This window comes from Nocardia sp. NPDC058705 (genome assembly GCF_042749305.1).
GTDB lineage: Bacteria > Actinomycetota > Actinomycetes > Mycobacteriales > Mycobacteriaceae > Nocardia.
Genome location: NZ_JBHYRN010000037.1, coordinates 1 through 23,224 on the forward strand (window position 1 = coordinate 1; position 23,224 = coordinate 23,224).

The following is a 23,224-nucleotide window of genomic DNA, read 5'->3' on the forward strand; positions in this document are numbered from 1 at the left end:
GCGGCTAACTCGCGGCCGGGCCGCTACGCCGCTGCGCGGCGGACCCTCCTCGAGGTCGGGTCGTGGTGGCTGGGAGTGCGGTTATGGCGGATCAGGGGTTTCGGACGCAACGGCGGCTAACTCGTCGCTGGGCCGCTACGCCGCTGCGCGGCGGACCCTCCTCGAGGTCGGGTCGTGCGGGGCTGAGAATGTGGGGATGGCCGGATCTGGGGTGTGCGGTGTGGGGTGGGTCTATTAGTTGGTGACGCTGATGAATGCTGCGGCTGCGGGGTAGTGGGCGATGGCTCGGCCTGCGGCTGCTTCCTCGGTGTCGGCCAGGAGTTCGTAGACGGTGGATGCGGGGGCGCGGGTGCCCTCGGCCACTGCCAGGATCGCTTCGCGGGATTCGACGGCGTCGCGGTGGTCGCCGAGGACCGATTGCAGGCGTTTGGCTCGGGCGCCGAGGTCGGTGGCGTCGGGGCCGAGGACCGAGCTCGCGGCTTCGCAGGAATAACGTAAACGCTTGGCGCCCTTGCGGATGTCGTGGAGGAGCTCGACCCGGTCGGCGGGGGTGGCGGTGGGTTCGGCGAAGACCAGTTTGCGCAGGCGTTTGCGGTCGCGGCGCAGGACGTTGTCGAAGACCGCTGATGCGACTTCGCGGGCGAGGTCGGAGGCCAGTGGGGGATCGGTGCGCCAGGTGTCGAGGACCTTGCGCAGGCTGCGGTAGCGCTTGCCGTCCAGTGCGGTCAGAATCTCGGCGTGCGCATCGGTGTAGGCCTGGCGGGCGGCGACTACCAGCGCTTCGGTGACCTCGGTCGGGACCTCGTCGTACTCGGCGAGTAGATCGGTGAATCGCTCACCGCGGACCTCGGCGTCACGGGCCACGCCGAGCAAGTCCGCCAGCCACTTCAGTTCGGCTTCGGTGGTGGCGGCTTCGTCGGCGTCGAACAGCTTGCGATACGAACGCAGCACACTGCGCAGCCTGCGCGTGGCCACCCGCATCTGATGCACCGAATCGTAGGCATCGGCGCGGACATCGGGTTCGGCGGCGAACAGCCGGTCGATGTCCTCGCGCAGTGCCGCGACGACGGCTTTTCCGGCTTTCGGCGCCATGATGTCAGCCTCGCTTTCCGAACGTGTCGGTCGCCTCCACCAGGTGGTGGGTGATGCCGGGCTCGTGCGCGGTGTGTCCGGCGTCCTCGACGATGTGCAAAGTCGAGGACGGCCACGCATTGTGCAGATCCCATGCGCTCACCGCGGGGCACACGATGTCGTGGCGGCCCTGCACGATCACACCGGGGATGTCGGCGATCCGATCTGTGTCTCGCAGCAACTGTCCCTCCTCGAGGAATCCACCGTGGCGAAAATAGTGGTTTTCGATCCGGGCGAAGGCGAGGGCGAAGCGTGCCTCGGCGGTTTCGGCGACCCGATCCGGTTGCGGGAGCAGCGAACTCGTCGCACCCTCCCACGTCGACCAGGCGACGGCGGCATCGAGGGCGACCTGCGGATCGGGGGAGTGCAGCAGCCGGTGATACACCTCGACGAGATCGTCTCCGCGTTCCGCGACCGGCACCGGAGCCAGGAACTTCGCCCACTCGGCCGGGTACACGTTGCCCGCGGCACCGTTGTAGTACCAGTCGATTTCCTTGCGCCGCAGCAAGAAGATGCCGCGCAGTACCAACTCGGTCACGCGCTCCGGGTGGGCTTGGGCGTACGCCAGGCCGAGGGTCGAACCCCACGAACCGCCGAACACCTGCCAGCGGTCGATGCCGAGCCGCTCGCGCAACAGTTCCATATCGGCGATCAGGTTGGGCGTGGTGTTGTCGTCGAGACTGGCCCCATCGGCGATGTGCGGCATGGACTTTCCGCAACCGCGCTGATCGAACAGCACGATCCGGTACACGGCCGGATCGAAGAAACGCCGTTGCAGCGGACCGGTGCCGCCGCCGGGTCCGCCGTGCACGAAGACCACCGGCTTGCCGTCGGGGTTGCCGCTGACCTCCCAGTACACCGACTGGCCGTCACCGACGTCGAGAAGGCCCTGTTCGAACGGTTCGATCTCGGGGTAGAGGGTGCGCATCAGAACGCCAATCCGGCCGCGAGGGAGGGCAATTCGAGGGCGGTGAGCGCCTCGGTACGAACCTCCGGGCAGCTCTCGGTGGTCACCCGGTCGATCATCGCCTTGTCGGCGAGGACGTGGCCGTTGATGCCGCCGTTGCGCAGACCCCAGTCGTGGACCATGGCGTTGAGGGAGATCCGGCCGAGGGTGGGGCCCTGTACGCGGAAGTTGGACAGCTCGGGCTTGATCATGTCGCACAGCTGGGTGGCGGACGAGGGGCTGATCGTCAGGGTCTCCGCAGGGGCGGTCGTCGTCGCGGCCGAAGTGGTGGTGGCCGCGCTGCCGGACGGTGCCGGTTGTGCACCTCCACACGCGGTCAGGGAGGCGACAGCGAGCGAACCCGCCATCAACAGCACAGAACGAGAAATCCAACGGCGTCGCGGCATCGGTACCTCTGATAGTCGAACAGTGTCGCTAACGAGTCTGCCATCAGCCGCTGACAAGCACCCTTCGCGCGAACGGCCGCCCCACCTCGGGAGCGGCCGCACGACGGAAACTCAGAAGCTGTGTTCTGGTCCGGGGAAGGTGCCCTGGCGGACTTCGGCGGCGTAGGTGGCTGCGGCGGTGCGGAGTTCGTCGCCTACGTTGCCGAAGCGCTTGACGAACTTGGCGGTTTTGCCGCTGGTGTAGCCGGCCATGTCTTGCCAGACCAGTACCTGGGCGTCGCAGTCGGCGCCGGCGCCGATGCCGACGGTGGGGATGGTGAGCTTGCGGGTGACCTGGCCTGCGATGTCGGCGGGGACCATTTCCATGACCACCGAGAACGCGCCGGCTTCCTGTACGGCGATCGCGTCGGCGACCAACTGTTCGGCGCCGTCGCCACGGCCCTGGACCCGGAAACCGCCCAGGGTGTTCACGCTCTGCGGGGTGAAACCGATGTGGGCCATCACGGGGATGCCCGCCGAGGTGATCAGCGCGATCTGCTCGGCGACCCGTTCGCCGCCCTCGAGCTTCACCGCGTGCGCGCCACCCTCCTTCATGAAGCGGATGGCCGTCGCGAGGGCCTGCTGTGGCGAGGACTCGTAGGTTCCGAACGGCAGGTCGGCCACGACGAGGGCGTGCGGTGCGCCGCGCACGACTCCGCGCACGAGCGGGATGAGTTCGTCGATGGTGATCGGCACGGTGGTGTCGTAGCCGTACACGACGTTGGCGGCGGAGTCGCCGACCAGCAGAACTGGGATACCGGCTTCCTCGAACAGCCGGGCGGACGAATAGTCGTAGGCCGTCAACATCGACCAGCGCTCGCCCTCGACCTTCATCTGCTGCAGATGCTGGACGCGGGTCTTGCGGCGCGGCTTGGACTCGGCGGCGGGAGTGGCACCGTAGGCAGGACTCTGCTCATCGGATACGGACATCATCGTCCCTTTCGTCTGGTTCCTCGAGGCCCATACCGGGTCCCCGGGCTTTTCTGACACTCCCAGTGTGCCACCTGCACACGCACCGTTCTAAGGCCCGGTGTCGGTGTGATCGGTCACATCATCGATTCGGCTACCGTGAGGCGAGCCCGTTGCCGGGCGCATCGTGTGCGCCGTAGGGCGCGGAAAGGTGGGCCCACTGTGCAGCGAGGCCGGCTCGTCGTGCTCCTCGGCGCTGTCTCTGCGTTGATCGTCACCGGATGCGGTACCGGCCAGGACAGCACCCCGCGCGCTGAACTGCCGCCACCGCCGCCGGGCCTGAACACCTTCTACGACCAGCAGATCAGCTGGGGCTCGTGCGAGGGCTACGGCAGCCCGGACGACCGGCTGCCGCCCAAGACCGAGTGCGCGCGGATCACCGTGCCGATCGACTACGCGCGCCCGGACGGCCCGACCGCCCAGATCGCGCTCTCGCGGATTCCGGCCACCGGCAGGAAGGTCGGCTCGCTGCTGATGAACCCGGGCGGTCCCGGCGTTTCGGGGCTGTCGATGGTCGGCATCGGCACGCGCACCGAATTGGCCGAGAAGTTCGATCGGGTCGGGTTCGACCCGCGCGGTGTCGGCTCGTCGCAGCCGTCGATCGTGTGCCTGACCCCGCAGCAGGCCGATGCCGAACGCGCCGAGCCGCCCACCGACAACACCCCGGCCGGCATCGCCGACGCCGAAGCCGACAACCGTGAATACGCCGACCGCTGCGCCCAGCGCTCGGGCGTCGACCTGCTCGGACACGTCGGTACGCGCGAGGCGATCCAGGACATGGACGTCATGCGAGCCGTCCTCGGCGACGCGAAACTGAGCTACCTCGGCTACTCCTACGGCACCCGCCTCGGTTCGGCCTACGCCGAGAAATACCCGCAGAACGTGCGCGCGCTGGTGCTCGACGGCGCCGTCGATTCCTCCCAGGACCCGGTCCAGGAATCGCTGCGCCAAGCGGCGGGCTTCCAGGGCGTGTTCGACGCCTATGCGACCGACTGCGCCGCGAACGCCGACTGCCCGCTCGGCACCGATCCCGCCCAGGCCGTCAAGCGCTTCCGCGAGCTGGTCGGCCCGCTCGAACAGACCCCGGCGCGGACCGATGATCCGCGCGGACTCAGTTACAACGACGCGATCACCGGTGTCCAGCAGGCCCTCTACAGCGACCAGATGTGGCAGATCCTCACCCAGGGACTCACCGAACTGCGTGGCGGACAAGGCAACACCCTGCTGCAACTGGCCGATGGGTACGACGGCCGTAACCAGGACGGCACCTATACCAATACCCAAGACGCCTTCAACGCGATCCGCTGCATCGATGATCCCCGCATCACCGATCCCGCGGTGGCAGGCCGTCAGGACACCGAATACCGCAAGGCCGCGCCGTTCCTCGACGACGGCAGGGGCACCGGCGCCGCACCGCTGGAACTGTGCGCCTCGTGGCCGGTCGCCAACACCAGCTCCCCGCACCGGATCTCGGTGCAGGGCCTGCCGAAGGTAGTGGTGGTCTCGACGACCGAGGACCCGGCCACGCCCTACCAGGCGGGCGTCGATCTGGCCGCTCAACTGGGCGCGGACCTGATCACCTTCCGCGGCAACCGGCACACCGCCGCGCTGACAGCGGGGGACAAGTGCCTCGACGAAGCAGTGATCGACTACCTCGTCGATCTCGCCACGCCCACTCCCGGTCTCACATGCTGAGACCGACTTTTTCTCACCACGCCCGGTCGTAGCCGGTGAGATGTGCGAACGATGTGACGAGATCGCAAACCCGTCCGCGTATGTAACACGGATTTAACGCCGGGTGCTTACGCTCGCCGGTATGGATCGCCAGAAGGAATTCGTGCTGCGGACGCTCGAAGAGCGGGATATCCGCTTCGTCCGTCTCTGGTTCACCGATGTGCTGGGCTACCTCAAGTCCGTCGCCATCGCCCCCGCCGAGCTCGAAGGCGCCTTCGAGGAGGGCATCGGCTTCGACGGCTCCGCCATCGAAGGCTTCGCCCGCGTGTCCGAGGCGGACATGGTCGCGCGGCCCGATCCGTCGACCTTCCAGGTGCTGCCGTGGGCCAGTTCCAAGGGCCATCAGCATTCGGCGCGGATGTTCTGCGACATCACCATGCCCGACGGGTCGCCGTCCTGGGCCGACCCGCGCCACGTGCTGCGCCGTCAGCTGAACAAGGCCGCCGACGCGGGCTTCAGCTGCTACGTGCACCCCGAGATCGAGTTCTTCCTGCTGAAGAACCAGCTCAAGGACGGCTACGAGCCGACCCCGGCCGACAACGGCGGCTTCTTCGACCAGGCCGTGCACGACGCCGCGCCGAACTTCCGCCGCCACGCCATCGACTCGCTCGAGTCGATGGGCATCTCGGTCGAGTTCAGCCACCACGAAGGCGCCCCCGGCCAGCAGGAGATCGACCTGCGCTACGCCGACGCGCTATCGATGGCCGACAACGTGATGACCTTCCGCTACCTGATCAAAGAGGTCGCGATCGACGAGGGCGTGCGCGCGACGTTCATGCCCAAGCCGTTCTCCCAGTACCCGGGCTCGGCCATGCACACCCACATGAGCCTGTTCGAGGGCGAGAACAACGCCTTCGCCGACCCCGACGATCCGAACAACCTCTCGGGCACCGCGCGTTCGTTCATCGCGGGCATCCTCGAGCACGCCCCCGAGATCAGCGCGATCAGTAACCAGTGGGTCAACTCCTACAAGCGCCTGATCCACGGCGGCGAAGCCCCGACCGCGGCCTCCTGGGGCCGGTCCAACCGCTCGGCGCTGGTGCGCGTGCCGATGTACACCCCGAACAAGTCGTCCTCGCGACGTGTCGAGATCCGCAGCCCAGACTCGGCCTGCAACCCGTACCTGACCTTCGCGGTGCTGCTGGCCGCCGGTCTGCGCGGCATCGAAAAGGGCTACACCCTGCCTCCCGAGGCCGAAGACGACGTGTGGTCGCTGACCGACGCCGAGCGTCGCGCCATGGGTTTCCGTACCCTGCCCGGAACCCTCGACGAGGCCCTGCAGGCGATGGAGCGCTCGGAGCTGGTCGCCGAAACCCTCGGCGAGCACGTCTTCGACTTCTTCCTGCGCAACAAGCGCCGCGAATGGGCCGATTACCGCTCGCAGGTCACCCCGTGGGAGCTCAAGGAATACCTGAGCCTCTAGCTCCCGGCAGCGTCGGTTCTCGGCCTGTTGTGCCGGGAACCGACGGTGCGCCCGGGACGTGACGCCGTCGTTGCGCGGACCCTGTAGTTTTGTCCCCATGGTCCGGCCTCCGACTGCCCGCTCCGCTGTTCCCGGCGTCGGCCGGCTCGGTTTACTCGAACCGGCGGCAGCGGCTTCCCTGCACCAGCTCGGTTGGGACAACGTCGACAGTGTGCCCGTGCTCTGGGCGCTGTCGCGTTCGCCCGATGCCGATCTCGCCTTGTCCACGCTCGTGCGGCTACGCGAATCCCTGGAAGACGCGTGGCCCGAACTGGATTCGGCCATCCGCTCCGATACGACGTTACGCGGCAGGCTGTTCGGCTTGCTCGGTTCGTCGACGGCTTTCGGTGACCACCTCGTCTCTGTTCCGGCCGCGTGGAAAATCCTGCGCAAGAAGGAACTTCCCACCCGAGACGAGCTGATCGCCGACCTGCTCGACGCGGTCGACGCGACGCCCGAGACCGGACCCAACGCGGGTCCGATGCTGTTCCGTGCGGGCATACCCGGTCCGGAGGCAGTTGCGTTGCTGCGCAGCAGGTATCGCGATCAGCTGATGCTGCTGGCCGCCGTCGACCTCGCCTCCACGGTCGAGAACGAGCCGGTGCCGCCGTACCTGGTGGTCGGCAAGCACCTGTCGGACCTGGCCGATGCCGCGCTCACCGCCGCCCTGTCGGTAGCGGTGGCCAGGGTGTGCAAGAACGGCCCGGTGCCGGTGCGTCTCGCGGTGATCGCGATGGGCAAATGCGGTGCGCGCGAACTCAATTACGTCAGCGATGTCGACGTGGTTTTCGTCGCCGAACCGGCCGACGCGACCGCCACCCGGCTGGCCGCGGAGATGATGAGCGTCGCGAGCTCGGCCTTCTTCGAGGTCGACGCCGCCCTGCGCCCGGAAGGCAAAGCGGGCGCCCTTGTCCGCACCCTCGACTCCCACCTCGCCTACTACAAGCGATGGGCGCGCACCTGGGAGTTCCAGGCGCTGTTGAAGAACCGGCCGATGACCGGCGATCTGGAACTCGGCAAGCAGTACCGCGACGCGCTGATGCCGATGGTCTGGACCGCGTCCGAACGCCCCGACTTCGTCGCCGATGTGCAGGCCATGCGCCGCCGGGTCGAGGACCTGGTCCCCGCCGACATGCGCGAGCGCGAACTCAAACTCGGTGCGGGCAGCCTGCGCGATGTCGAATTCGCCGTGCAGCTCCTGCAATTGGTGCACGGCCGGGTCGACGACGCACTGCACGTGACCAACACGATCGAGGCGCTCACGGCTCTGGCCGCGGGCGGTTACGTCGGCCGCGACGACGCCGCCAACCTCGCCGCTTCGTACGAATTCCTGCGCCTGCTCGAACACCGCCTGCAATTGCAGCGGCTCAAGCGCACCCACACCCTGCCCGCCGCCGACGACGCCGACGGCCTGCGCTGGCTGGCCCGCGCCGCCCACATCCGCCCCGACGGCCGCCAGGACGCGGTCGGTGTGCTCGACACCGAGATCCGCCGCAACGCCGTGCGGGTGCGGCGCCTGCACGCGAAACTGTTCTACCGCCCGCTGCTCGACGCCGTCGCCCGGATGGACTCCGACGCCCTGCGCCTGAGCCCCGACGCCGCCGTCCGCCAGCTCGCCGCCCTCGGCTACGCCGCACCGGCCAACGCGCTCGGCCACCTCAAAGCGCTCACCGGCGGAGTCTCGCGCAAGGGTCGCATCCAGGCGCTGCTGCTGCCGACTCTGCTCGAATGGCTCGGCGACACACCGAATCCCGACGCGGGCCTGCTCGCGTACCGCCGGGTGTCGGAAGGTCTCGACGACCAGATCTGGTTCCTGCGCGAACTCCGTGACGAGGGCGCCGTCGCGCAACGGCTGATGATCGTGCTCGGCTCCTCGGAGTACCTGCCCGATCTGCTGATCAACGCCCCCGACACCATCCGCATGTACGCCGACGGACCCACCGGCCCGCAGCTGCTCGAGACCAGAACCGAAGACGTCGCCCGCGGCATGCAGACCGCGGCCGCCCGCTACGACGACCCGAAACGTGCTGTGGCAGCGGCGCGTTCGCTGCGCCGCCACGAACTGGCCCGCGTCGCCTCGGCCGACGTGCTCGGCCTGCTCGACGTCGCGCAGGTGTGCGCGGCGCTGTCGTCGGTGTGGGTCGCGGTCCTGGAAGCGGCACTGAGCGCGGTCATCCGGGCGTCGGAGGCCGAACGCGGCGCACCGGCGCCCGCCGACTTCGCGGTGATCGGCATGGGCAGGCTCGGTGGCATGGAACTGGGTTACGGCTCCGACGCCGACGTGCTGTTCGTCTGCGATCCGCGCCCCGGCGAGGACGAGGCCACCGCCGTGAAGTGGGCCAACGGGATCGCCGAACAGGTGCAGCGGCTACTCGGCGCGCCGAGCGTCGACCCGCCACTGCAGGTGGACGCGGGCCTGCGCCCCGAAGGCCGCAACGGGCCCCTGGTTCGCACGCTGGCGGCTTATCAGGCCTACTACGCGCAATGGGCCCAACCGTGGGAGGTGCAGGCGCTGCTGCGCGCACACCAGGTGGCGGGCGATCAGGACCTTGGCGTGCGCTTCTTGCACGTCATCGACCCGATCCGGTACCCGACCGGTGGGGTGTCGGAGGAGTCGGTGCGCGAGATCCGCCGCATCAAGGCCCGCGTCGATGCCGAACGCCTCCCGCGCGGCGCCAACCCGTCCACCCACACCAAGCTGGGTCGCGGTGGCCTCGCCGATATCGAATGGACCGTCCAGCTGCTGCAGTTGCGCCACGCGCACGAGGTCCCCGCCCTGCACAACACCTCGACCCTGCAGTCACTCGACGTGATCGAGGCCGAGGGGATCCTCGACCCCGAGGACGTCGCGCTGCTGCGCGAATCGTGGATCACCGCGACCGCCGCCCGCAATGCCCTCGTGCTGGTCAAGGGCAAACCGTCCGACCAACTCCCCGGCCCCGGCAAACTGCTGTCCGCGGTCGCCCGGGTAGCGGGCTGGCCCAACGACGACGGCAGCGAATTCCTCGACACCTACATGCGCATCACCCGGCGCGCCAAAGCAGTCGTCGAGCGCGTGTTCGGCGGCGAGTGAGGCCACGAAAAAAGCCCCGCACCAGTGGTGCGGGGCTTTTTTCAGTTCACGCCGAAATCAGATGGCGCGGACGTCCTGGGCCTGGGGGCCCTTCTGGCCCTGGCCGACCTCGAACTCCACCCGCTGTCCCTCTTCGAGGGACTTGAAGCCCGAGCCGCCGATAGCCGAGTAGTGAACGAAGACGTCGGGGCCGCCTCCGTCTTGGGCGATGAAGCCGAAGCCCTTTTCGCCGTTGAACCACTTGACGGTGCCTTGAGTCATGTTTTAAAAGTCTTTTCCGTAGGTGAGCCATGGCGATCACTTGCGATCAGCCCAGTCTCAGCAACCCAGTATGCCATACTCGCCAGCAAACCGCGCCTTGCAGATTGTCACACAGCGGTGTGGGCGGAGTTTGTGGTGCACACACGGCGTGTCGCGCCTGCGGGCAGCCAATGTTCGAGGCCTTTTCACATCGCGGCGCGGACTGTGCCAATCTGGGCGGTATGGGTGAGACGAACGGCGGGCATGTCGACCTGGCCATGCGAGTGCTCGACGCGCACGTGGCGTTCACCAAGCAGCAGTTGCGCGATCCCGCCGGCTTCCTGGAGTTCGCCACCGAGGAAGTCGACGGCGCGCTCGAGGAGGCCGCGGTCCTGACGCTCGCCGAGGCGGTCACCCGCGAGCAGATCAAGGCGGTCGCGCACAAGTTCGCCGTGCAGGTTCCGGTGGAGGGCGCGATTCCCGAACTCGTCGGCGAGATCGCCACCCGCCTGTACAACCATCGCGCCAACGACGAGATCGAGGTCGGCGAGCTCGTCGACAACCGCCGCTTCGACGAGCTGATCGATGCCGTCGCCGATCTCGACCTCACCCACCGGCTGGTGCGGCTCGTGCTCGACAGCCCGGTCACCGTCGACGCGTGTGTCGAGGCGGTCCAGCGCGCGGTGGTCACCGCGGTCGACGACGGCAAGCACGCCGAGGGCTCGGGTCTGACCCGATCGCTGCGCGGCGCGCTGTCGCGCTTGGCCGAACCGGCGATGCCGGTGATCGAGAGCGGCGTCGGCAAGCTCACCCGCACGGGCGCGCGATTCGTGTTGCGCGGCAACAGCAGTGACGCTGACGAGGTGCTGTTCGACAGTGCCCGCGAGACCTGGCGCAAACACACCGGCGACGCGGTCGGCTCGTTCCGCGAACTGGTCTCGGCCGACGATGTCGAGGACATCGTCGTGCTCGCCTTCGAATTCTGGCGCTCCTTCCGAGACACCGACTACTTCCACGCCCTGCTCGACGAAGGTGTCGACCACGTCTTCGACAAATACGGTGACACCCCCCTTGCCGAATTGCTGGCTGAACTGGGCGTCGGCCGCGCCGACATGATCGAGGAAGCGCTGCGGTTCGGCCCGCCGGTCCTGGAAACTCTCGACGAGCGCGGCTATCTCGACACCGTGCTGCGCCGCAGGCTGGCTCCGTTCTACGCCTCCGACGCCTTCCGGGCCGCGGTGTCCGGGACGGAGTAACAACAGCCAGTTCCGTTCGGCCGCTGGCATGTCGGGATGTGTCGGTACGATCCGTGCAACGATGGGGCGCTTGTCCGCCACCGGATCTCGATCGAAAGGCTGCCGTGACACGTCTGTCCACCCTGCTCGACCAGATCGACTCCGGTGCTGTGCTGTTGCCCGAATTCCAGCGTGGCTATGTGTGGAACCGCGACCAGGTGCGTGGACTCATGCGGTCGCTGTATCTCGGGTACCCGGTCGGTGGGTTGCTGGTGTGGGAGACCGGGTCCGAGGAGATCGCGGTGCGCGGGTCGACGACCGGTTCGGGGCTGCGTCAGCTGCTGCTCGACGGCCAGCAGCGCATCACCACCCTCTACGGGATCGTGCGCGGGACTGCGCCGTCGTTCTTCGAAGGCGACGAGATCGCGTTCACCGGCCTGCATTTCGATGTCGAGCGGGAGCTGTTCGAATTCCAGGTGCCCGGTCGCGACACCGCGCCCGCCTGGATCGACATCACCGAACTGTTCTCCCAGGGCCCGATGCACTACCTGGCCAGGTTCCCCGACGAATCGCCGGAAACCCTTGCCCTGTACCTGGACCGGCTGAACAAGGTTCGCGAGATCACCCACCGCGAGTTCAATGTCGAGACCATCACCGGGTCCGATCGCACGGTCGACGAGGTGGTCGACATCTTCAACCGGGTCAACTCCGGCGGCACCAAACTGTCCAAGGGCGACCTCGCGCTGGCAACGCTGTGCGCGCAGTGGCCGCAGGCCCGCGGCAACCTGCGCGACCACCTGATCCGCTGGGACAAGGACGGCTACACCTTCACCCTGGACTGGTTGCTGCGCAACGTGATCGCGGTCGGCAACGGGCGCGCGCACTTCGACGCGCTCGGTGATCTGGCTCCCGCGGAATTCGAGCAGGCTCTGGTGGCCACCACGAAACAAGTCGACACCTTCCTCGACACGGTGGCCGGCCGGCTCGGCCTCGATCACGACCGAGTTCTGATGGGGCGCTACGCGATTCCGGTGATCACCCGGCTGCTGTTCCTCAACGGCGGCGGCTTCGACGACGACCTGCACCGCGACCGGGTGCTGTACTGGTACGTGCACTCGGCGCTGTGGGGCCGGTTCAGCGGGTCCACCGAGACGTTCCTGCAGCAGGATTACGACACCCTCGAACGCGGCGGCATCAGCGCGCTGATCGGTTCGCTGGAACGGCTGCGCGGCGGCTCGCTCGACCTGTGCGCCGACGATTTCGCCGGTGCCACTCGCGGTTCCCGGTTCTATCCGCTGCTGTACATGCTCACCCGCGTCGACGGCTCGCGCGATCTCGGCACCGGCTCCGAGTTGGGCATCGAGCAGTTCGGTGAGCGCAGCCCGGTGCAGGTGCACTACCTGTTCCCGAAAACCCTGCTGCGCGACGCGGGTTACGAACGCAACGAGATCAACGCGATCGCGAACTTCTGCTTCCTCAGCCCCGGGTCGGAAGCCGAACTCGGCGAACGCGAGCCCGCCGACTACTTCGCCGAGGTGGAGCGCCGCAACCCGGGTGTGCTTGCCTCGCAGTGGATTCCGACCGACCCGTCGCTGTGGCGGGTGGAGAACTATCGCGAGTTCCTGCGCGCGCGCCGCAAACTGCTGTCCGCCTCGGCCGATGCCTTCCTCGAGAAGCTGCGCACCGGCAAGCTGCACCGACCGACCCTGCTGACGGTGGGCGTCGCTGGGGTGACGATCGGCGATCCGGCGGTCGACCAGGTGAACGCGCTCGTCGACGACCTCATCGCCGACGGTTTCGGCTTTCCGCTGCTCGACAGCGAGGTGTCCGACCCGGTCACCGGCCGCGAACTCGCTGTCGCCGAAGCGTTTTGGCCCGAGGGCTTGCAGCCCGGTGTCGGTATGCCGGTGGTGCTGGTGCTCGAACCGTCCAACGCCGACCTCACCCGCTTCGCGCAACTGGGCTACGCGGTCTTCACCTCCGTCGACGCCCTGCGCGGGTACGTCGACAACCTGCGCGTGGAAGCCTCCGGCGACACCGTCCTCGACGGCCCGGTCGGCGACCTGGCCGCACTGGCCGACCGCCTGCCCGCCACCTGGGTCGGCAACTCCGAACAGGTCTGGTTCCGTTTCGCCTGGAATCAGCTCGAACAGGACCGCGCCGAGGGCCCCGACGCCCACCTGGGCCCCGAACACCTCGCCCTGCGCTACATCGCCCTGTGGGCGCTCACCCGCACCTTCTACATCCACGCCTTCGACCAGGGCAACCCAGGGGAGTGGCGCTACTACCTCGGCGACGCCATCGGCCCCAGCCCGCTGGTCCCGCGCGCCTGGCTGGCCCAGCGCGCCGTCGAATCCGGTGCGCTGGCCCCCGGCATGCCGCCCGGCGACGAGGACATCGCGATCGCCCTGGTCCACGGCGTCCTGGAAACCGTCGACGAGGTCGCCGCCGCCCTGTCCCACATCCTCGGCGGTCCCGGCCTCTTCGCGTCCCTCTGGGCGTCGGCGGGCGCCGCCGAACACTACGGCTACCCGTTGTCCACCGACCAGATCAACGACCTCATCAACCAGGTCGTCAACGATCCGGCGTCACGAAAGATCCAGGCCTACAACTGGATCGAAGCGGGTCTGCCGCTCTAGGGCGTGGTTGCGCGCTGGAAGGTCGTGACGAAGTCGGTCAGCGCGGTGCGGTTCTCGAGGTCGGCGCCGCGGTCGGCTTCGACGGTGATCGAGGTGCCCGCACGGACGGGCAACTCGTCCCAGCAGACGGGCAGAACCGGCAGTTGTACGGTGCGTTCGCCGACGGTGAGCGTGATCGACGTGCGGTATTTGTTCGCGACGGTCATCAGCTCCTCGACGGCGTGCTCGGTGAGCGGACCCCCGGCGGTGAACTCTTCGATGTACACGGCCGCAGTCTAGGCCTCAGAGAACCTTCAAGGCGGTCACAAGGGAGTCGAAAGTGAGCCCGCTTAGGGTGGCCGCATGATGCGTAAATGGGTGCAGCGATCGTTGCTCGTACTGGGGTGGGGCGCGGTCGTCGCGGCGGTGATCGGGATCGTGTTGCACGTCGTGGACTGGTCGCAGAAGTCGATGGTGCTGCTGGCTTCGGGGGCGATGTGGTTGATGCTCGGCGCGGTCGTCGGGCTGGTGCTGATGCTGCTCGCACGGGGTTGGCGTAGCTCGGGGGCGGCGGCGCTGGTGCTGGCCGGTGCCGCGTGGTTGGTGGTGCCGTCCTACATTCCCGAGGCCAGGGCAGCCGCCGGGCCGGAAATCGTTGTGCTGCAGTCGAATATTCTCTTCGGGCTGGCCGATCCGAACGCGGTCGTCTCGACGGTGCGCGACAACAACGTCGACGTGCTCACGGTCGAGGAACTGACCCACGACTCCATCGTGCGCTTGCGCGAGGCGGGCTTGGAAGAACGACTGCCCTACTTCTACACCGAGGCCACCGAATCCGGTGGTGGCGGCACCGGCATCTACAGCCGATACCCGTTGCGCGACACCAAGAAATACGACGGCTTCACCATGAGCAATATCTCCGCGATCATGGAGCACCCGCAGCGCGGCCCGATGCCGGTGTTCGCCTTCCACCCGATCCCGCCGAACCTCGACTTCGCCGCCTGGTCGGCGGAGATGCGCAAGATCGACGAGATCCTCGCGGCCACCAGTGCGCCCGCGATCGTCGGCGCGGATTTCAATGCGACACACGACCATTCGGCCTACCGTGCCCTGCTCGACGGTGCGTTCGCCTCGGCCGCCGACCAGACCGGCGACGGTGTCCTGCTCACCTTCCCGGCCGATCGCCGGTGGGGCCCGGTGATCGGCATCGATCACATTCTCGTCGCAGGTGGGGTGGCAGAACAGATCCGCACCCTCACCATCCCCGGCTCCGACCACCGCGCGGTGCTGGCCACGATCCGAATGGACTTGTGACACCAGTCGTTTACCATGTGAGCGCTCGATAGCGGACCGCACAGCGTTCGCGTCATTTTATGGGGAGGACAGCGCGTGAGAAGACATCGGTTCGGCGCGGCCATGGCAGCTTTGGTGAGTATCGGCATGCTCGTATCCGGTTGTAGTGCAACCACAGTCGCGAGCGACCAGGCACAGCCGGTCATGGACAACCCGTGGGAGGTGGCGGGCGCGGCGTCGTCCACCGGCCCCAGCGGTTCGCGTCCCGGTGTGCCCGACACCGACAAGAAGGCCGAGAACGGGGACAACGGCAAGATCGACAAGCTCGCTCTCAACGCCCTCGCCGACATCGAGGAGTACTGGAAGACCGAGTACCCCAAGACTTTCCGCGGCGACTTCAAGCCCGCCTCGAAGGTCATCTCGTGGTCGGCCCGCGCCACCGAGGCGGAGTCGGTGCAGTTCTGTAAGTCCAGCACCTACAAGCTGGTCAACGCCGCCTACTGCCCGCTCGACCACACCATCGGCTGGGACCGCGCCGTCCTGCTGCCGCTGCTGGTCGAGAAGTACAAGGAGATGTCGGTGGTGATGGTGCTGGCCCACGAGTACGGCCACGCCATCCAGTCACAGGCCGACCTGCTGCGCGGCTTCTTCACCGACGCGCTGGTCAAGGAACAGCAGGCCGACTGCCTGGCCGGTGTGTTCCTTCGCCATGTGGCCGAAGGCAATTCGAAGCACTTCACGCTCAACACCACCGACGGCCTCAACGGCGTGCTCGGCGCGACCGTGGCCGTGCGCGACCGTGACCCCAACGATCCCGACGCCGTGCACGGTTCGGCGTTCGAGCGGGTCAGCGCGGTGCAGATGGGCTACACCGACGGCGCCAAGTCCTGCAAGGACATCAACGAGGCCGAGATCGAGAAGCGTCGCAGCGGACTGCCCGTCACCTTCGAAGAGGATGAACGCGACAAGCAACTCCCGGTGGACAAGGAAAACCTGACGATCCTGGCCAACCAGCTGGGCAAGTCGATGCCGGTGAAGAACGCGCCGAAGTTCGACTACGCCGGCGTCACCCGCAACTGCTCGTCGACGACCACCACCGAACCGGTGTCCTACTGCCCGGGTTCGAACACCATCGGCACCGACATTCTGGCGATGGCCAAGCGGGCCGGTGAGGGTGCGAGCACCAAGGAGGAACCGCTGTCGGCCGTCGTCACCGGCGACTACAACGCCGCCGTGGTATTCGTGTCCCGCTATGCCCTCGCGGTGCAGCAGGATCGCAAGCTGTCACTGACCGGCGCCGACTCGGCGGGCCTGCGCACCGCGTGCCTGACCGGCGTGCTCACCACGAAACTCAGTGAGCCGAACAGTGATCCGCGCCTGTCGGCCGGTGACCTCGACGAAGCGGTCTCGGGCCTGCTCGCCGACGGACTCGCCGCCTCCGACGTCGACGGCAAGGTGGTGCCGAGCGGATATCAGCGCCTCGAGGCGTTCCGCACCGGCGTCCTCAGCGGCGAACAGGCCTGCCTGAACCAGTTCAAATAGCCGCGGGCAGTGACCGTAGGGAGCTGAGGGTGTTCGCCACCGCGCGGGCAGCCTCGGCTCCCTTTGTCACGAAGTGGTTGGTGTAGTAGTCCACGTGCTCGCTGTGCTCGTGGAAGTGGTGCGGGGTGAGCACCACCGAGAACACCGGCACATCGGTGTCGAGCTGCACGCGCATCAGGCCGTCGATCACCGCGGAGGCGACGAAGTCGTGGCGGTAGATGCCGCCGTCGACAACCAGCGCCGCGGCGACGATCGCGTCGTAGCGGCCGGTGCGGGCCAGGCGCTTGGCGTGCAGCGGGATCTCGAAGGCGCCGGGGACGTCGAACACCTCGACGACATCGGGGTCGAACCCGAAGCCGGTGTATTCGGCGAGGAAACCCTCGTGCGCCTTGGTGACGATGGAGCTGTGCCAGCTCGCCCGGATGAAGGCAACGGCGCCGGTAGACGTGGTCATGCTCGGAGTCTACTAGGTCACCACAACGAAAAGCTACCGGTCGGTAACATGCGCTGACAGCCAGTCGGTGACGTCGCCGAGCACCTTCGCGCGCTCGGGTTCGTTGAAAACCTCGTGGAACAGTCCCGAGTAGCGCAGCACCGTCACATCGGTCGAGCCCGCGTCGCGTTCGAGCAGATCGGCGCTCGACGGTGACGCGATCACATCGGCGGTGCCGTGCAGGACCAGCAGGGGAGCGGTGAGCGCGCCGAGCCGCTGCTTCACCAGTGCCGTGTGCTGCAGGATCTCCACCGCGGTGCGCGCGGGCAGCTTGCCGCGGAAGGTCAGCGGGTCGTCGTCGTAGGCGCGCACCACCTCGGGATCGCGGCTGATCGTGGATGAATCCAGGGTCAGCACACCGAGATTCGGCGCGAACCGGGTGAGCAGGGGAGCGGCGAGGCGCTGGAGCGGGTTGCCGACCGCGATGTCCAGTGGCGGCGCGGACACGATGATGCCCGCCACGTCGACTGGTCCGCGGGTCGCCTGATGCAGGACGACAAGGCTGCCCATCGAATGCCCGAGCAGGAACCGGGGGACACCGGGATGGGCTGTGCCCGCGAGATCGAGCAGCGCCGCGACATTGTCGGCGGCGCTCTGCATCGAACCGATATTGGCGGCCGCGCCCTCGGACAGACCGTGCCCGATGTGGTCGAGCGCGTAGACCGCGAAACCTTCCGCGGCCAGCTCGTCGCCGACATGCTCGTAGCGTCCCGAATGTTCGGCGACGCCGTGCACCAGCACCACCACCGCGCGCGGGGCACTCTCGGGTTGCCATGCGCGCCAGGCGATCTTGCCGCCGTGGCCCGCGAACTCGCCGGTGTCGGTTGTCATCGTGGCGCTCCTGTTGCTTCGGGCGCCGCGGCGAGCCGCTCGATGAGACGCCGGTTGAACTCGATCAGGCGAGCGTAGTTGAGTCGCGAGATCCGCTCGTCGGTTCCGTGGATCCGTTCGAGGTCGGCCGAGGTCAACACGATCGGCGCGAAATTGCAGCGGGTGACGGCCAGACCGTCGTAGTGGCGTGAATCGGTGGCGCCGGGCACGATTCCGGTGGTCGTCACGATTCCGGGCACCAGGCTCGACGCCAGCTCGGCGATCAGGTCGAAGGCCGGTCCGGGTTCGCTGAACTGCGAGGGCTCCGACGCGGGTCCGACGAGGTCGATCGCCACCCCGATATCGCGGATCACCCGGGTGCAGTGCGCGAGCACGGCCGCCACCGAATCACCGGGCAGGATACGGAAATTCACCAGTGCCTCGGCGCTCTGCGGGAGCACATTGGCCTTCACTCCGCCGCTGATCACCGTGGGTGCGGTGGTGGTGCGAACAAGGGCCTCGGTGGTCGGGCCGGTCGCCATGATCCGGGCGATGAGCGGTCCGGTCAGTTTGGACAGCCCGCGCGCATCGGTGAGTTCGAGCAGTCGGCGTCGCGGTTCGGGCAGCGCTTCGCGCATGCGGGCGAGCATGTCGCTGATCACCGGGGTGAGCCGCAGCGGCATCGGATGATCCTGCACCCGGGCGACCGCGCGTGCCAGCCGTCCCACCGCGGTCTGCTTGCCCGGCATCGAGGAGTGGCCGCCGGTCTCGGTGACCGAAAGCCGCACCGTCGCATAGCCTTTCTCGCCGAGCATGATGCTGGCCACCGGCCGGTCGACGCCGTCGGCGACACCTTCGGTGATCACTCCGCCCTCGTCGAGGAGTAGTTCGGCACGCACGTTCTGGTCGCGCAGGTGCTGGGCCATCCGCACCGCGCCGCCGTCGCCGAAGACCTCTTCGTCGTGCCCGAAGGCCAGGAACATGGTGTGGCGCGGGCGAATTCCGGCTTCCAGGGCCGATTCGACCGCTTCCAGCACGGCCAATACGCGGCTCTTGTCGTCGATCGCCCCACGGCCCCAGATGAATTCGTCGTCGACGACACCGGCGAACGGGGGATGGGTCCAGCGTTGCTCGTCGTCGACCGGCACCACGTCCTGATGGCCGAGCAGGATCGCCGACACCGCGCCCGGCTCGGCGCCGTCCCAGCGGTAGAGCCTGCTGTGCCCGAAGGTGGTCAACGCCAGGTCGGTGTGCACGCGGGGAAACGAGGTTTCCAGGTGGGCGGCCAGGCGGACGAACTCCGCGTCGGCGGTGTGCGCGGGATCTTCGGTCGACACCGTCACGCACTGCAGCGCGACGGCCAGCCGCCGGGCGACCTCGTCGTCGACGCCCTCGGTGACAGGGGACAGGGCGGGGTTTTCGGTGATCGGGCGCATCCGTGCCATTGTGGCCCGCCACGCCGCCCTGCGCCCGGCAAAGACGCCCGAAACGCCGGGATCGTCGTGCGGTGTGATGCGGTCAGACGCTCCGGCGACGCGCCATCTAAGCTGACACCATGGCAGGAGGCAAGGGCGGCAAGCCGTCGAAGGAAGCCAGGGCCGCGGCTAAAGCGGCCCGTAAGCAGGCATCACGCGAACGTCGTCAGCAGTTGTGGCAGGCGTTCAACATGCAGCGCAAGGAAGACAAGGCGCTGCTGCCGCTGATGATCGGCGCACTGGTCGGCACCACGGTGATCTTCTTCCTCATCGGGCTGATCTTCGACATGCAGTGGTTCCTGCTGCCGCTGGGTCTGCTGCTGGGTGTGCTGCTGGCATTCATCCTGTTCGGGCGCCGCGTGCAGAAGAACGTGTACCGCAAGGCCGAAGGTCAGGCGGGCGCCGCGGCGTGGGTGTTGGAGAACCTGCAGGGCAAGTGGCGGGTCGCCAACGGCGTCGCCGCGACCACCCAGCTCGACGCCGTGCACCGCGTCATCGGCCTGCCCGGCGTGATCTTCGTCGCCGAGGGTTCGCCGCAGCGGGTCAAGTCGCTCATCCAGCAGGAGAAGAAGCGCACCGCCCGCCTGGTCGGTGACACCCCCATCTACGAAGTCATCGTCGGCAACGAGGAAGGCCAGATTCCTCTCAAGGAGCTGCAGAAACACCTCACCAAGCTGCCGCGCAACATCGACGTCAAGCGGATCGACCAGATCGAGGGCAGGCTCACGGCCCTGAGCTCGCGCAGCGGTCCCGCGATGCCGAAGGGCCCGATGCCCCCCGGCGCGAAGATGAAGGGCATGCAGCGCGCGATCCGTCGCCGCTGATCCGCACTATCGTCACGAGCCCGTCACCTGATCGCAGGTGGCGGGCTCGCGGCGTTTCAGCGGGCGTTGACCAGTGCTGTGCCGGTGGCCTGGTCGTGCATGCCGCGACCGTCGGCGTCGGTGAACAGGGCGGGGATCACGAACACCACGAGCACCTGCCGGGCAAGCGCGCGCACGAACCCGACCGGCACGGCCGCGTCGATCCGCATCACTCGCAGTTTCATGAAGTACTGGCCCGGCGTGAACCCGAACAGCGTCACCGCTGCCACGCCGACCACGAACCACACCAGCAGCGGCACCGACGACGACACGAAGCTGCCCGTGATCACCGCCGCGACTCCGACCGCCATGAACCAGTCGATGAACAGCGCGACCACCCGGCGCCAGGTCGGTGCCAGCGAGCCTGCCCCCTCGCGCGGCAGCCCGTACAGCTCGCCCGGGTAGCCGGGTGTTTCCGAGCCGCCGGGGTCGGCCGGGGGGCCGGAGAGCCATGTGCCGGTAATACGCGCCATGGCTCCCAGGATAGAGGCGCGCGATCGGCCGCCCACGACCGCATTAATGGAGGTCACGTCAGCGCGTGATCGCGCGGATGGCAGGATTAGCGTGAAGGACGCGCCCGGATGGCTGACATCACCCAGGCATCCGGTTCGCGTAACACTGGCGAAACACAGCCTTGACTGTTGGGAAACACCGCGTCCTTAGCGTCAGGTCGCGACGAACCCCTTCGTAGCGACTGCGCGCAGGTCGTTCGAAAGGGCCAGCATCGCGACTGGCTGGGAACCGATTCGTAAGGAGAGCAAGTGACGTTCAGCACGGCCGAAGAGGTCATCCAGTACATCAAGGAAGAGGACATCGAATACGTCGATATCCGCTTCTCCGACCTGCCCGGCGTCCAGCAGCACTTCTCGATCCCGGCCAAGGCGTTCACCGCCGACCTGGCGGAAGAGGGTCTGGCGTTCGACGGCTCCTCGGTGCGTGGCTTCCAGTCGATCGACGAGTCGGACATGCTCCTGCTCCCCGACTTCAGCACCGCCCGGATCGACCCGTTCCGCAACGCGAAGACGCTCAACATGAACTTCTTCGTGCACGACCCGTTCACCCGTGAGGCCTACTCCCGCGACCCGCGCAACATCGCGCGCAAGGCCGAGGAGTTCCTGCGCTCGACCGGTATCGCCGACACCGCGTTCTTCGGTGCCGAGGCCGAGTTCTACATCTTCGACGGCATCCGCTACGGCTCGGAGATGAACGGCTCGTTCTACGAGATCGAGTCCGTCTCGGGTTCGTGGAACACCGGCAAGGAGTTCAACCCGGACGGCAGCCGCAACCTCGGCTACAAGGTCCGGAACAAGGGTGGTTACTTCCCCGTCGCCCCGTACGACCACTACGTCGACCTGCGCGACGAGATCTCGACCAACCTGCAGAACGCGGGCTTCGAGCTCGAGCGCGGCCACCACGAGGTCGGCACCGCCGGTCAGGCCGAGATCAACTACAAGTTCGGCACGCTGCTCTCGGCTGCGGACGACCTGCAGCTGTTCAAGTACATCGTGAAGAACACCGCGTGGAAGGCCGGCAAGTCGGTCACCTTCATGCCCAAGCCCCTCTTCGGTGACAACGGCTCGGGCATGCACGTGCACCAGTCGCTGTGGAAGGACGGCAAGCCGCTGTTCCACGACGAGGCCGGCTACGGCGGCCTGTCGGACCTGGCGCGTCACTACATCGGCGGCATCCTGCACCACGCCCCGTCGCTGCTGGCGTTCACCAACCCGACCGTGAACTCCTACCACCGTCTGGTGCCGGGCTACGAGGCCCCCATCAACCTGGTGTACTCGCAGCGCAACCGCTCGGCCGCCGTGCGTATCCCGGTGACCGGCAACAACCCGAAGGCCAAGCGCATCGAGTTCCGCGCGCCGGACTCCTCGGGCAACCCGTACCTGGCCTTCGCCGCCATGATGATGGCCGGCCTGGACGGCATCAAGAACAAGATCGAGCCGATGGCCCCGGTCGACAAGGACCTCTACGAGCTCCCGCCGGAGGAGGCCAAGAACATCCCGCAGGCCCCCACCAGCCTGTCGGCGGTCATCGACCGTCTGGAGAACGACCACGATTACCTCACCGAGGGCAACGTGTTCACTCCCGACCTCATCGAGACCTGGATCCAGCTCAAGCGCGACAACGAAATCGCCCCGGTCAACCTGCGCCCGCACCCGTACGAGTTCGAGCTCTACTACGACGTGTGATCGTTGACCTGCGTGAAGGGGTGAAACAGCCCCTTCTTTCCGCAGTAGGTCCGCAGCGAATCCCCCTGGCTATCGGCCAGGGGGATTCGTGCTTTTTCGAGGTTTGCGACCAGTGATGACACTCGACGTGGATCGGCGGACTGTAAATCGTCGTGCTGCGGGCCCTGTGATCACTCGGCTGTTTGCGATCGGCCTGCTCGAATCTCCTCGGTTGCTTCACGGAAGGCGGGTGCGGCGTGCGCGAAGTAGTCGAAGAGCACTGCGCGCTGCTCCGGTGTGTAGCGGTCGAGGACCTGGGCGATTCTGCGGCGTGCGGGTGCCACCAGCTCACCGATTCCCGCGAGAGCCTCGGTGACCGGCTCGACGACGACCTTGCGGCGGTCGGTCGGGTCGACTGTTCGGCGGACGTAACCCGCCCGTTCCAGTCGGTCGATGAGGCGGGTGGTCGCGCCGGTCGTCAGGCCGGTTCGCTCCGACAGCTGTCCGGAGGTCAGGGTGCCTGCCAGTGCGAGCTGGCTGAGCGCGTACCACTCGGAAGCGTGTAGTCCCGCCGCTGCCGCGCCTGCCATGCCGTGCAGTCCCACGGCATCGAGGTAGGCACGGAAGACCTCCTCTTCGGAGTTCTGCTGTGCACTGGTTGCCATGAAGCTCGAAGCCTCCTACTCTGATAGTTGCACGCGTGCAGATACTTACTGC

At 67.4% G+C, this 23,224-nt stretch carries 20 protein-coding genes; 9 read left to right on the forward strand and 11 right to left on the reverse strand.

Going from position 1 to position 23,224, the window contains the following annotated elements:
- Positions 1–234: 234 nt before the first annotated feature.
- The 4 genes from ACFW6D_RS28975 to panB form a co-directional block, all read right to left on the reverse strand.
- The gene (locus tag ACFW6D_RS28975) at positions 235–1,092 is read right to left on the reverse strand and encodes a CHAD domain-containing protein (RefSeq protein WP_379333314.1); all 858 of its coding nucleotides are present in this window, start codon (positions 1,090–1,092) and stop codon (positions 235–237) included.
- A 4-nt stretch (positions 1,093–1,096) separates the two neighbouring features.
- Positions 1,097–2,059 (reverse strand): prolyl aminopeptidase, encoded by a 963-nt coding sequence (pip, locus tag ACFW6D_RS28980; RefSeq protein WP_379333316.1) that lies wholly within the window; start codon positions 2,057–2,059, stop codon positions 1,097–1,099.
- Entirely contained in the window at positions 2,059–2,445 is a 387-nt protein-coding gene (locus ACFW6D_RS28985) for a hypothetical protein (protein ID WP_379333318.1), read from the reverse strand. Before ACFW6D_RS28985 ends, pip begins: the two co-directional genes overlap by 1 nt.
- A 150-nt stretch (positions 2,446–2,595) precedes the next feature.
- On the reverse strand, positions 2,596–3,453 hold the full coding sequence (gene panB / locus ACFW6D_RS28990; protein ID WP_379333320.1) for a 3-methyl-2-oxobutanoate hydroxymethyltransferase: 858 nt from the start codon (positions 3,451–3,453) through the stop codon (positions 2,596–2,598).
- A gap of 201 nt (positions 3,454–3,654) precedes the next feature.
- On the opposite strand from panB, the gene ACFW6D_RS28995 reads away from it, so the two are divergent.
- The 3 genes from ACFW6D_RS28995 (at position 3,655) to ACFW6D_RS29005 (ending at position 9,761) form a co-directional block, all read left to right on the forward strand.
- Positions 3,655–5,187, forward strand: coding sequence for an alpha/beta hydrolase (locus ACFW6D_RS28995; protein ID WP_379333322.1), 1,533 nt, complete (start codon positions 3,655–3,657; stop codon positions 5,185–5,187).
- A gap of 121 nt (positions 5,188–5,308) precedes the next feature.
- Entirely contained in the window at positions 5,309–6,649 is a 1,341-nt protein-coding gene (gene glnA / locus ACFW6D_RS29000; protein ID WP_379333324.1) for a type I glutamate--ammonia ligase, read from the forward strand.
- Between the two features lie 97 nt (positions 6,650–6,746).
- Positions 6,747–9,761, forward strand: coding sequence for a bifunctional [glutamine synthetase] adenylyltransferase/[glutamine synthetase]-adenylyl-L-tyrosine phosphorylase (locus ACFW6D_RS29005; protein WP_379333326.1), 3,015 nt, complete (start codon positions 6,747–6,749; stop codon positions 9,759–9,761).
- A 57-nt stretch (positions 9,762–9,818) separates the two neighbouring features.
- On the opposite strand, the gene ACFW6D_RS29010 is transcribed toward ACFW6D_RS29005, so the two are convergent.
- On the reverse strand, positions 9,819–10,022 hold the full coding sequence (locus ACFW6D_RS29010) for a cold-shock protein (protein WP_056821080.1): 204 nt from the start codon (positions 10,020–10,022) through the stop codon (positions 9,819–9,821).
- A gap of 221 nt (positions 10,023–10,243) precedes the next feature.
- Here ACFW6D_RS29010 and ACFW6D_RS29015 point away from each other — a divergent pair, with 221 nt between their 5' ends.
- Positions 10,244–11,257 carry a hypothetical protein gene (locus ACFW6D_RS29015; protein WP_379239132.1) on the forward strand — a complete coding sequence of 338 codons (1,014 nt, stop codon included), beginning with the start codon at positions 10,244–10,246 and terminating at the stop codon, positions 11,255–11,257.
- A gap of 104 nt (positions 11,258–11,361) precedes the next feature.
- Positions 11,362–13,875: a DUF262 domain-containing protein gene (locus ACFW6D_RS29020; RefSeq protein WP_379333327.1), complete on the forward strand. Its 2,514-nt coding sequence runs from the start codon at positions 11,362–11,364 to the stop codon at positions 13,873–13,875.
- On the opposite strand, the gene ACFW6D_RS29025 is transcribed toward ACFW6D_RS29020, so the two are convergent.
- Entirely contained in the window at positions 13,872–14,141 is a 270-nt protein-coding gene (locus tag ACFW6D_RS29025; RefSeq protein ID WP_379333329.1) for a hypothetical protein, read from the reverse strand. The two genes, ACFW6D_RS29020 and ACFW6D_RS29025, sit on opposite strands and share 4 nt — an antisense overlap.
- 76 nt (positions 14,142–14,217) lie before the next feature.
- On the opposite strand from ACFW6D_RS29025, the gene ACFW6D_RS29030 reads away from it, so the two are divergent.
- Both ACFW6D_RS29030 and ACFW6D_RS29035 read left to right on the forward strand, forming a co-directional pair.
- Positions 14,218–15,168 (forward strand): endonuclease/exonuclease/phosphatase family protein, encoded by a 951-nt coding sequence (locus ACFW6D_RS29030; RefSeq protein ID WP_379333331.1) that lies wholly within the window; start codon positions 14,218–14,220, stop codon positions 15,166–15,168.
- Positions 15,169–15,243: 75 nt separating this feature from the next.
- Entirely contained in the window at positions 15,244–16,689 is a 1,446-nt protein-coding gene (locus ACFW6D_RS29035; RefSeq protein ID WP_379333333.1) for a metallopeptidase, read from the forward strand.
- On the opposite strand, the gene ACFW6D_RS29040 is transcribed toward ACFW6D_RS29035, so the two are convergent.
- Genes ACFW6D_RS29040 through ACFW6D_RS29050 form a run of 3 tightly spaced genes read right to left on the reverse strand, consistent with a single transcriptional unit; the run spans position 16,682 to position 19,428 of the window.
- Positions 16,682–17,143 (reverse strand): 6,7-dimethyl-8-ribityllumazine synthase, encoded by a 462-nt coding sequence (locus ACFW6D_RS29040; protein WP_379333335.1) that lies wholly within the window; start codon positions 17,141–17,143, stop codon positions 16,682–16,684. The two genes, ACFW6D_RS29035 and ACFW6D_RS29040, sit on opposite strands and share 8 nt — an antisense overlap.
- Before the next feature lie 33 nt (positions 17,144–17,176).
- A complete protein-coding gene (locus tag ACFW6D_RS29045) occupies positions 17,177–18,013 on the reverse strand; it encodes an alpha/beta hydrolase (protein WP_379333337.1) in 837 nt (278 codons plus the stop codon).
- On the reverse strand, positions 18,010–19,428 hold the full coding sequence (locus ACFW6D_RS29050; protein ID WP_379333339.1) for a M20/M25/M40 family metallo-hydrolase: 1,419 nt from the start codon (positions 19,426–19,428) through the stop codon (positions 18,010–18,012). Before ACFW6D_RS29050 ends, ACFW6D_RS29045 begins: the two co-directional genes overlap by 4 nt.
- A 119-nt stretch (positions 19,429–19,547) precedes the next feature.
- Between ACFW6D_RS29050 and ACFW6D_RS29055 the strand changes: the two genes are divergently transcribed.
- Positions 19,548–20,291, forward strand: coding sequence for a DUF4191 domain-containing protein (locus ACFW6D_RS29055; RefSeq protein WP_379333341.1), 744 nt, complete (start codon positions 19,548–19,550; stop codon positions 20,289–20,291).
- 56 nt (positions 20,292–20,347) lie between these two features.
- On the opposite strand, the gene ACFW6D_RS29060 is transcribed toward ACFW6D_RS29055, so the two are convergent.
- On the reverse strand, positions 20,348–20,803 hold the full coding sequence (locus tag ACFW6D_RS29060; RefSeq protein WP_379333343.1) for an RDD family protein: 456 nt from the start codon (positions 20,801–20,803) through the stop codon (positions 20,348–20,350).
- 288 nt (positions 20,804–21,091) lie between these two features.
- Between ACFW6D_RS29060 and glnA (ACFW6D_RS29065) the strand changes: the two genes are divergently transcribed.
- Positions 21,092–22,528: a type I glutamate--ammonia ligase gene (gene glnA, locus ACFW6D_RS29065; protein ID WP_379239142.1), complete on the forward strand. Its 1,437-nt coding sequence runs from the start codon at positions 21,092–21,094 to the stop codon at positions 22,526–22,528.
- A gap of 170 nt (positions 22,529–22,698) precedes the next feature.
- On the opposite strand, the gene ACFW6D_RS29070 is transcribed toward glnA (ACFW6D_RS29065), so the two are convergent.
- Positions 22,699–23,172, reverse strand: a complete 474-nt coding sequence (locus ACFW6D_RS29070) for a MarR family winged helix-turn-helix transcriptional regulator (protein ID WP_379333345.1) — start codon at positions 23,170–23,172, stop codon at positions 22,699–22,701.
- Positions 23,173–23,224 lie beyond the last annotated feature (52 nt).

Coding starts and splice junctions, on each gene's coding strand:
- ACFW6D_RS29015 (WP_379239132.1), top strand. CDS start 10,244: ATGGGTGAGACGAACGGCGGGCATGTCGACCTGGCCATGCGAGTGCTC.
- ACFW6D_RS29050 (WP_379333339.1), bottom strand. CDS start 19,428: ATGCGCCCGATCACCGAAAACCCCGCCCTGTCCCCTGTCACCGAGGGC.
- glnA (WP_379333324.1), top strand. CDS start 5,309: ATGGATCGCCAGAAGGAATTCGTGCTGCGGACGCTCGAAGAGCGGGAT.
- ACFW6D_RS29055 (WP_379333341.1), top strand. CDS start 19,548: ATGGCAGGAGGCAAGGGCGGCAAGCCGTCGAAGGAAGCCAGGGCCGCG.
- ACFW6D_RS29010 (WP_056821080.1), bottom strand. CDS start 10,022: ATGACTCAAGGCACCGTCAAGTGGTTCAACGGCGAAAAGGGCTTCGGC.
- panB (WP_379333320.1), bottom strand. CDS start 3,453: ATGTCCGTATCCGATGAGCAGAGTCCTGCCTACGGTGCCACTCCCGCC.
- ACFW6D_RS28975 (WP_379333314.1), bottom strand. CDS start 1,092: ATGGCGCCGAAAGCCGGAAAAGCCGTCGTCGCGGCACTGCGCGAGGAC.
- ACFW6D_RS29040 (WP_379333335.1), bottom strand. CDS start 17,143: ATGACCACGTCTACCGGCGCCGTTGCCTTCATCCGGGCGAGCTGGCAC.
- ACFW6D_RS29045 (WP_379333337.1), bottom strand. CDS start 18,013: ATGACAACCGACACCGGCGAGTTCGCGGGCCACGGCGGCAAGATCGCC.
- ACFW6D_RS28985 (WP_379333318.1), bottom strand. CDS start 2,445: ATGGCGGGTTCGCTCGCTGTCGCCTCCCTGACCGCGTGTGGAGGTGCA.
- ACFW6D_RS29030 (WP_379333331.1), top strand. CDS start 14,218: ATGATGCGTAAATGGGTGCAGCGATCGTTGCTCGTACTGGGGTGGGGC.
- ACFW6D_RS29060 (WP_379333343.1), bottom strand. CDS start 20,803: ATGGCGCGTATTACCGGCACATGGCTCTCCGGCCCCCCGGCCGACCCC.
- ACFW6D_RS29005 (WP_379333326.1), top strand. CDS start 6,747: ATGGTCCGGCCTCCGACTGCCCGCTCCGCTGTTCCCGGCGTCGGCCGG.
- ACFW6D_RS29070 (WP_379333345.1), bottom strand. CDS start 23,172: ATGGCAACCAGTGCACAGCAGAACTCCGAAGAGGAGGTCTTCCGTGCC.
- pip (WP_379333316.1), bottom strand. CDS start 2,059: ATGCGCACCCTCTACCCCGAGATCGAACCGTTCGAACAGGGCCTTCTC.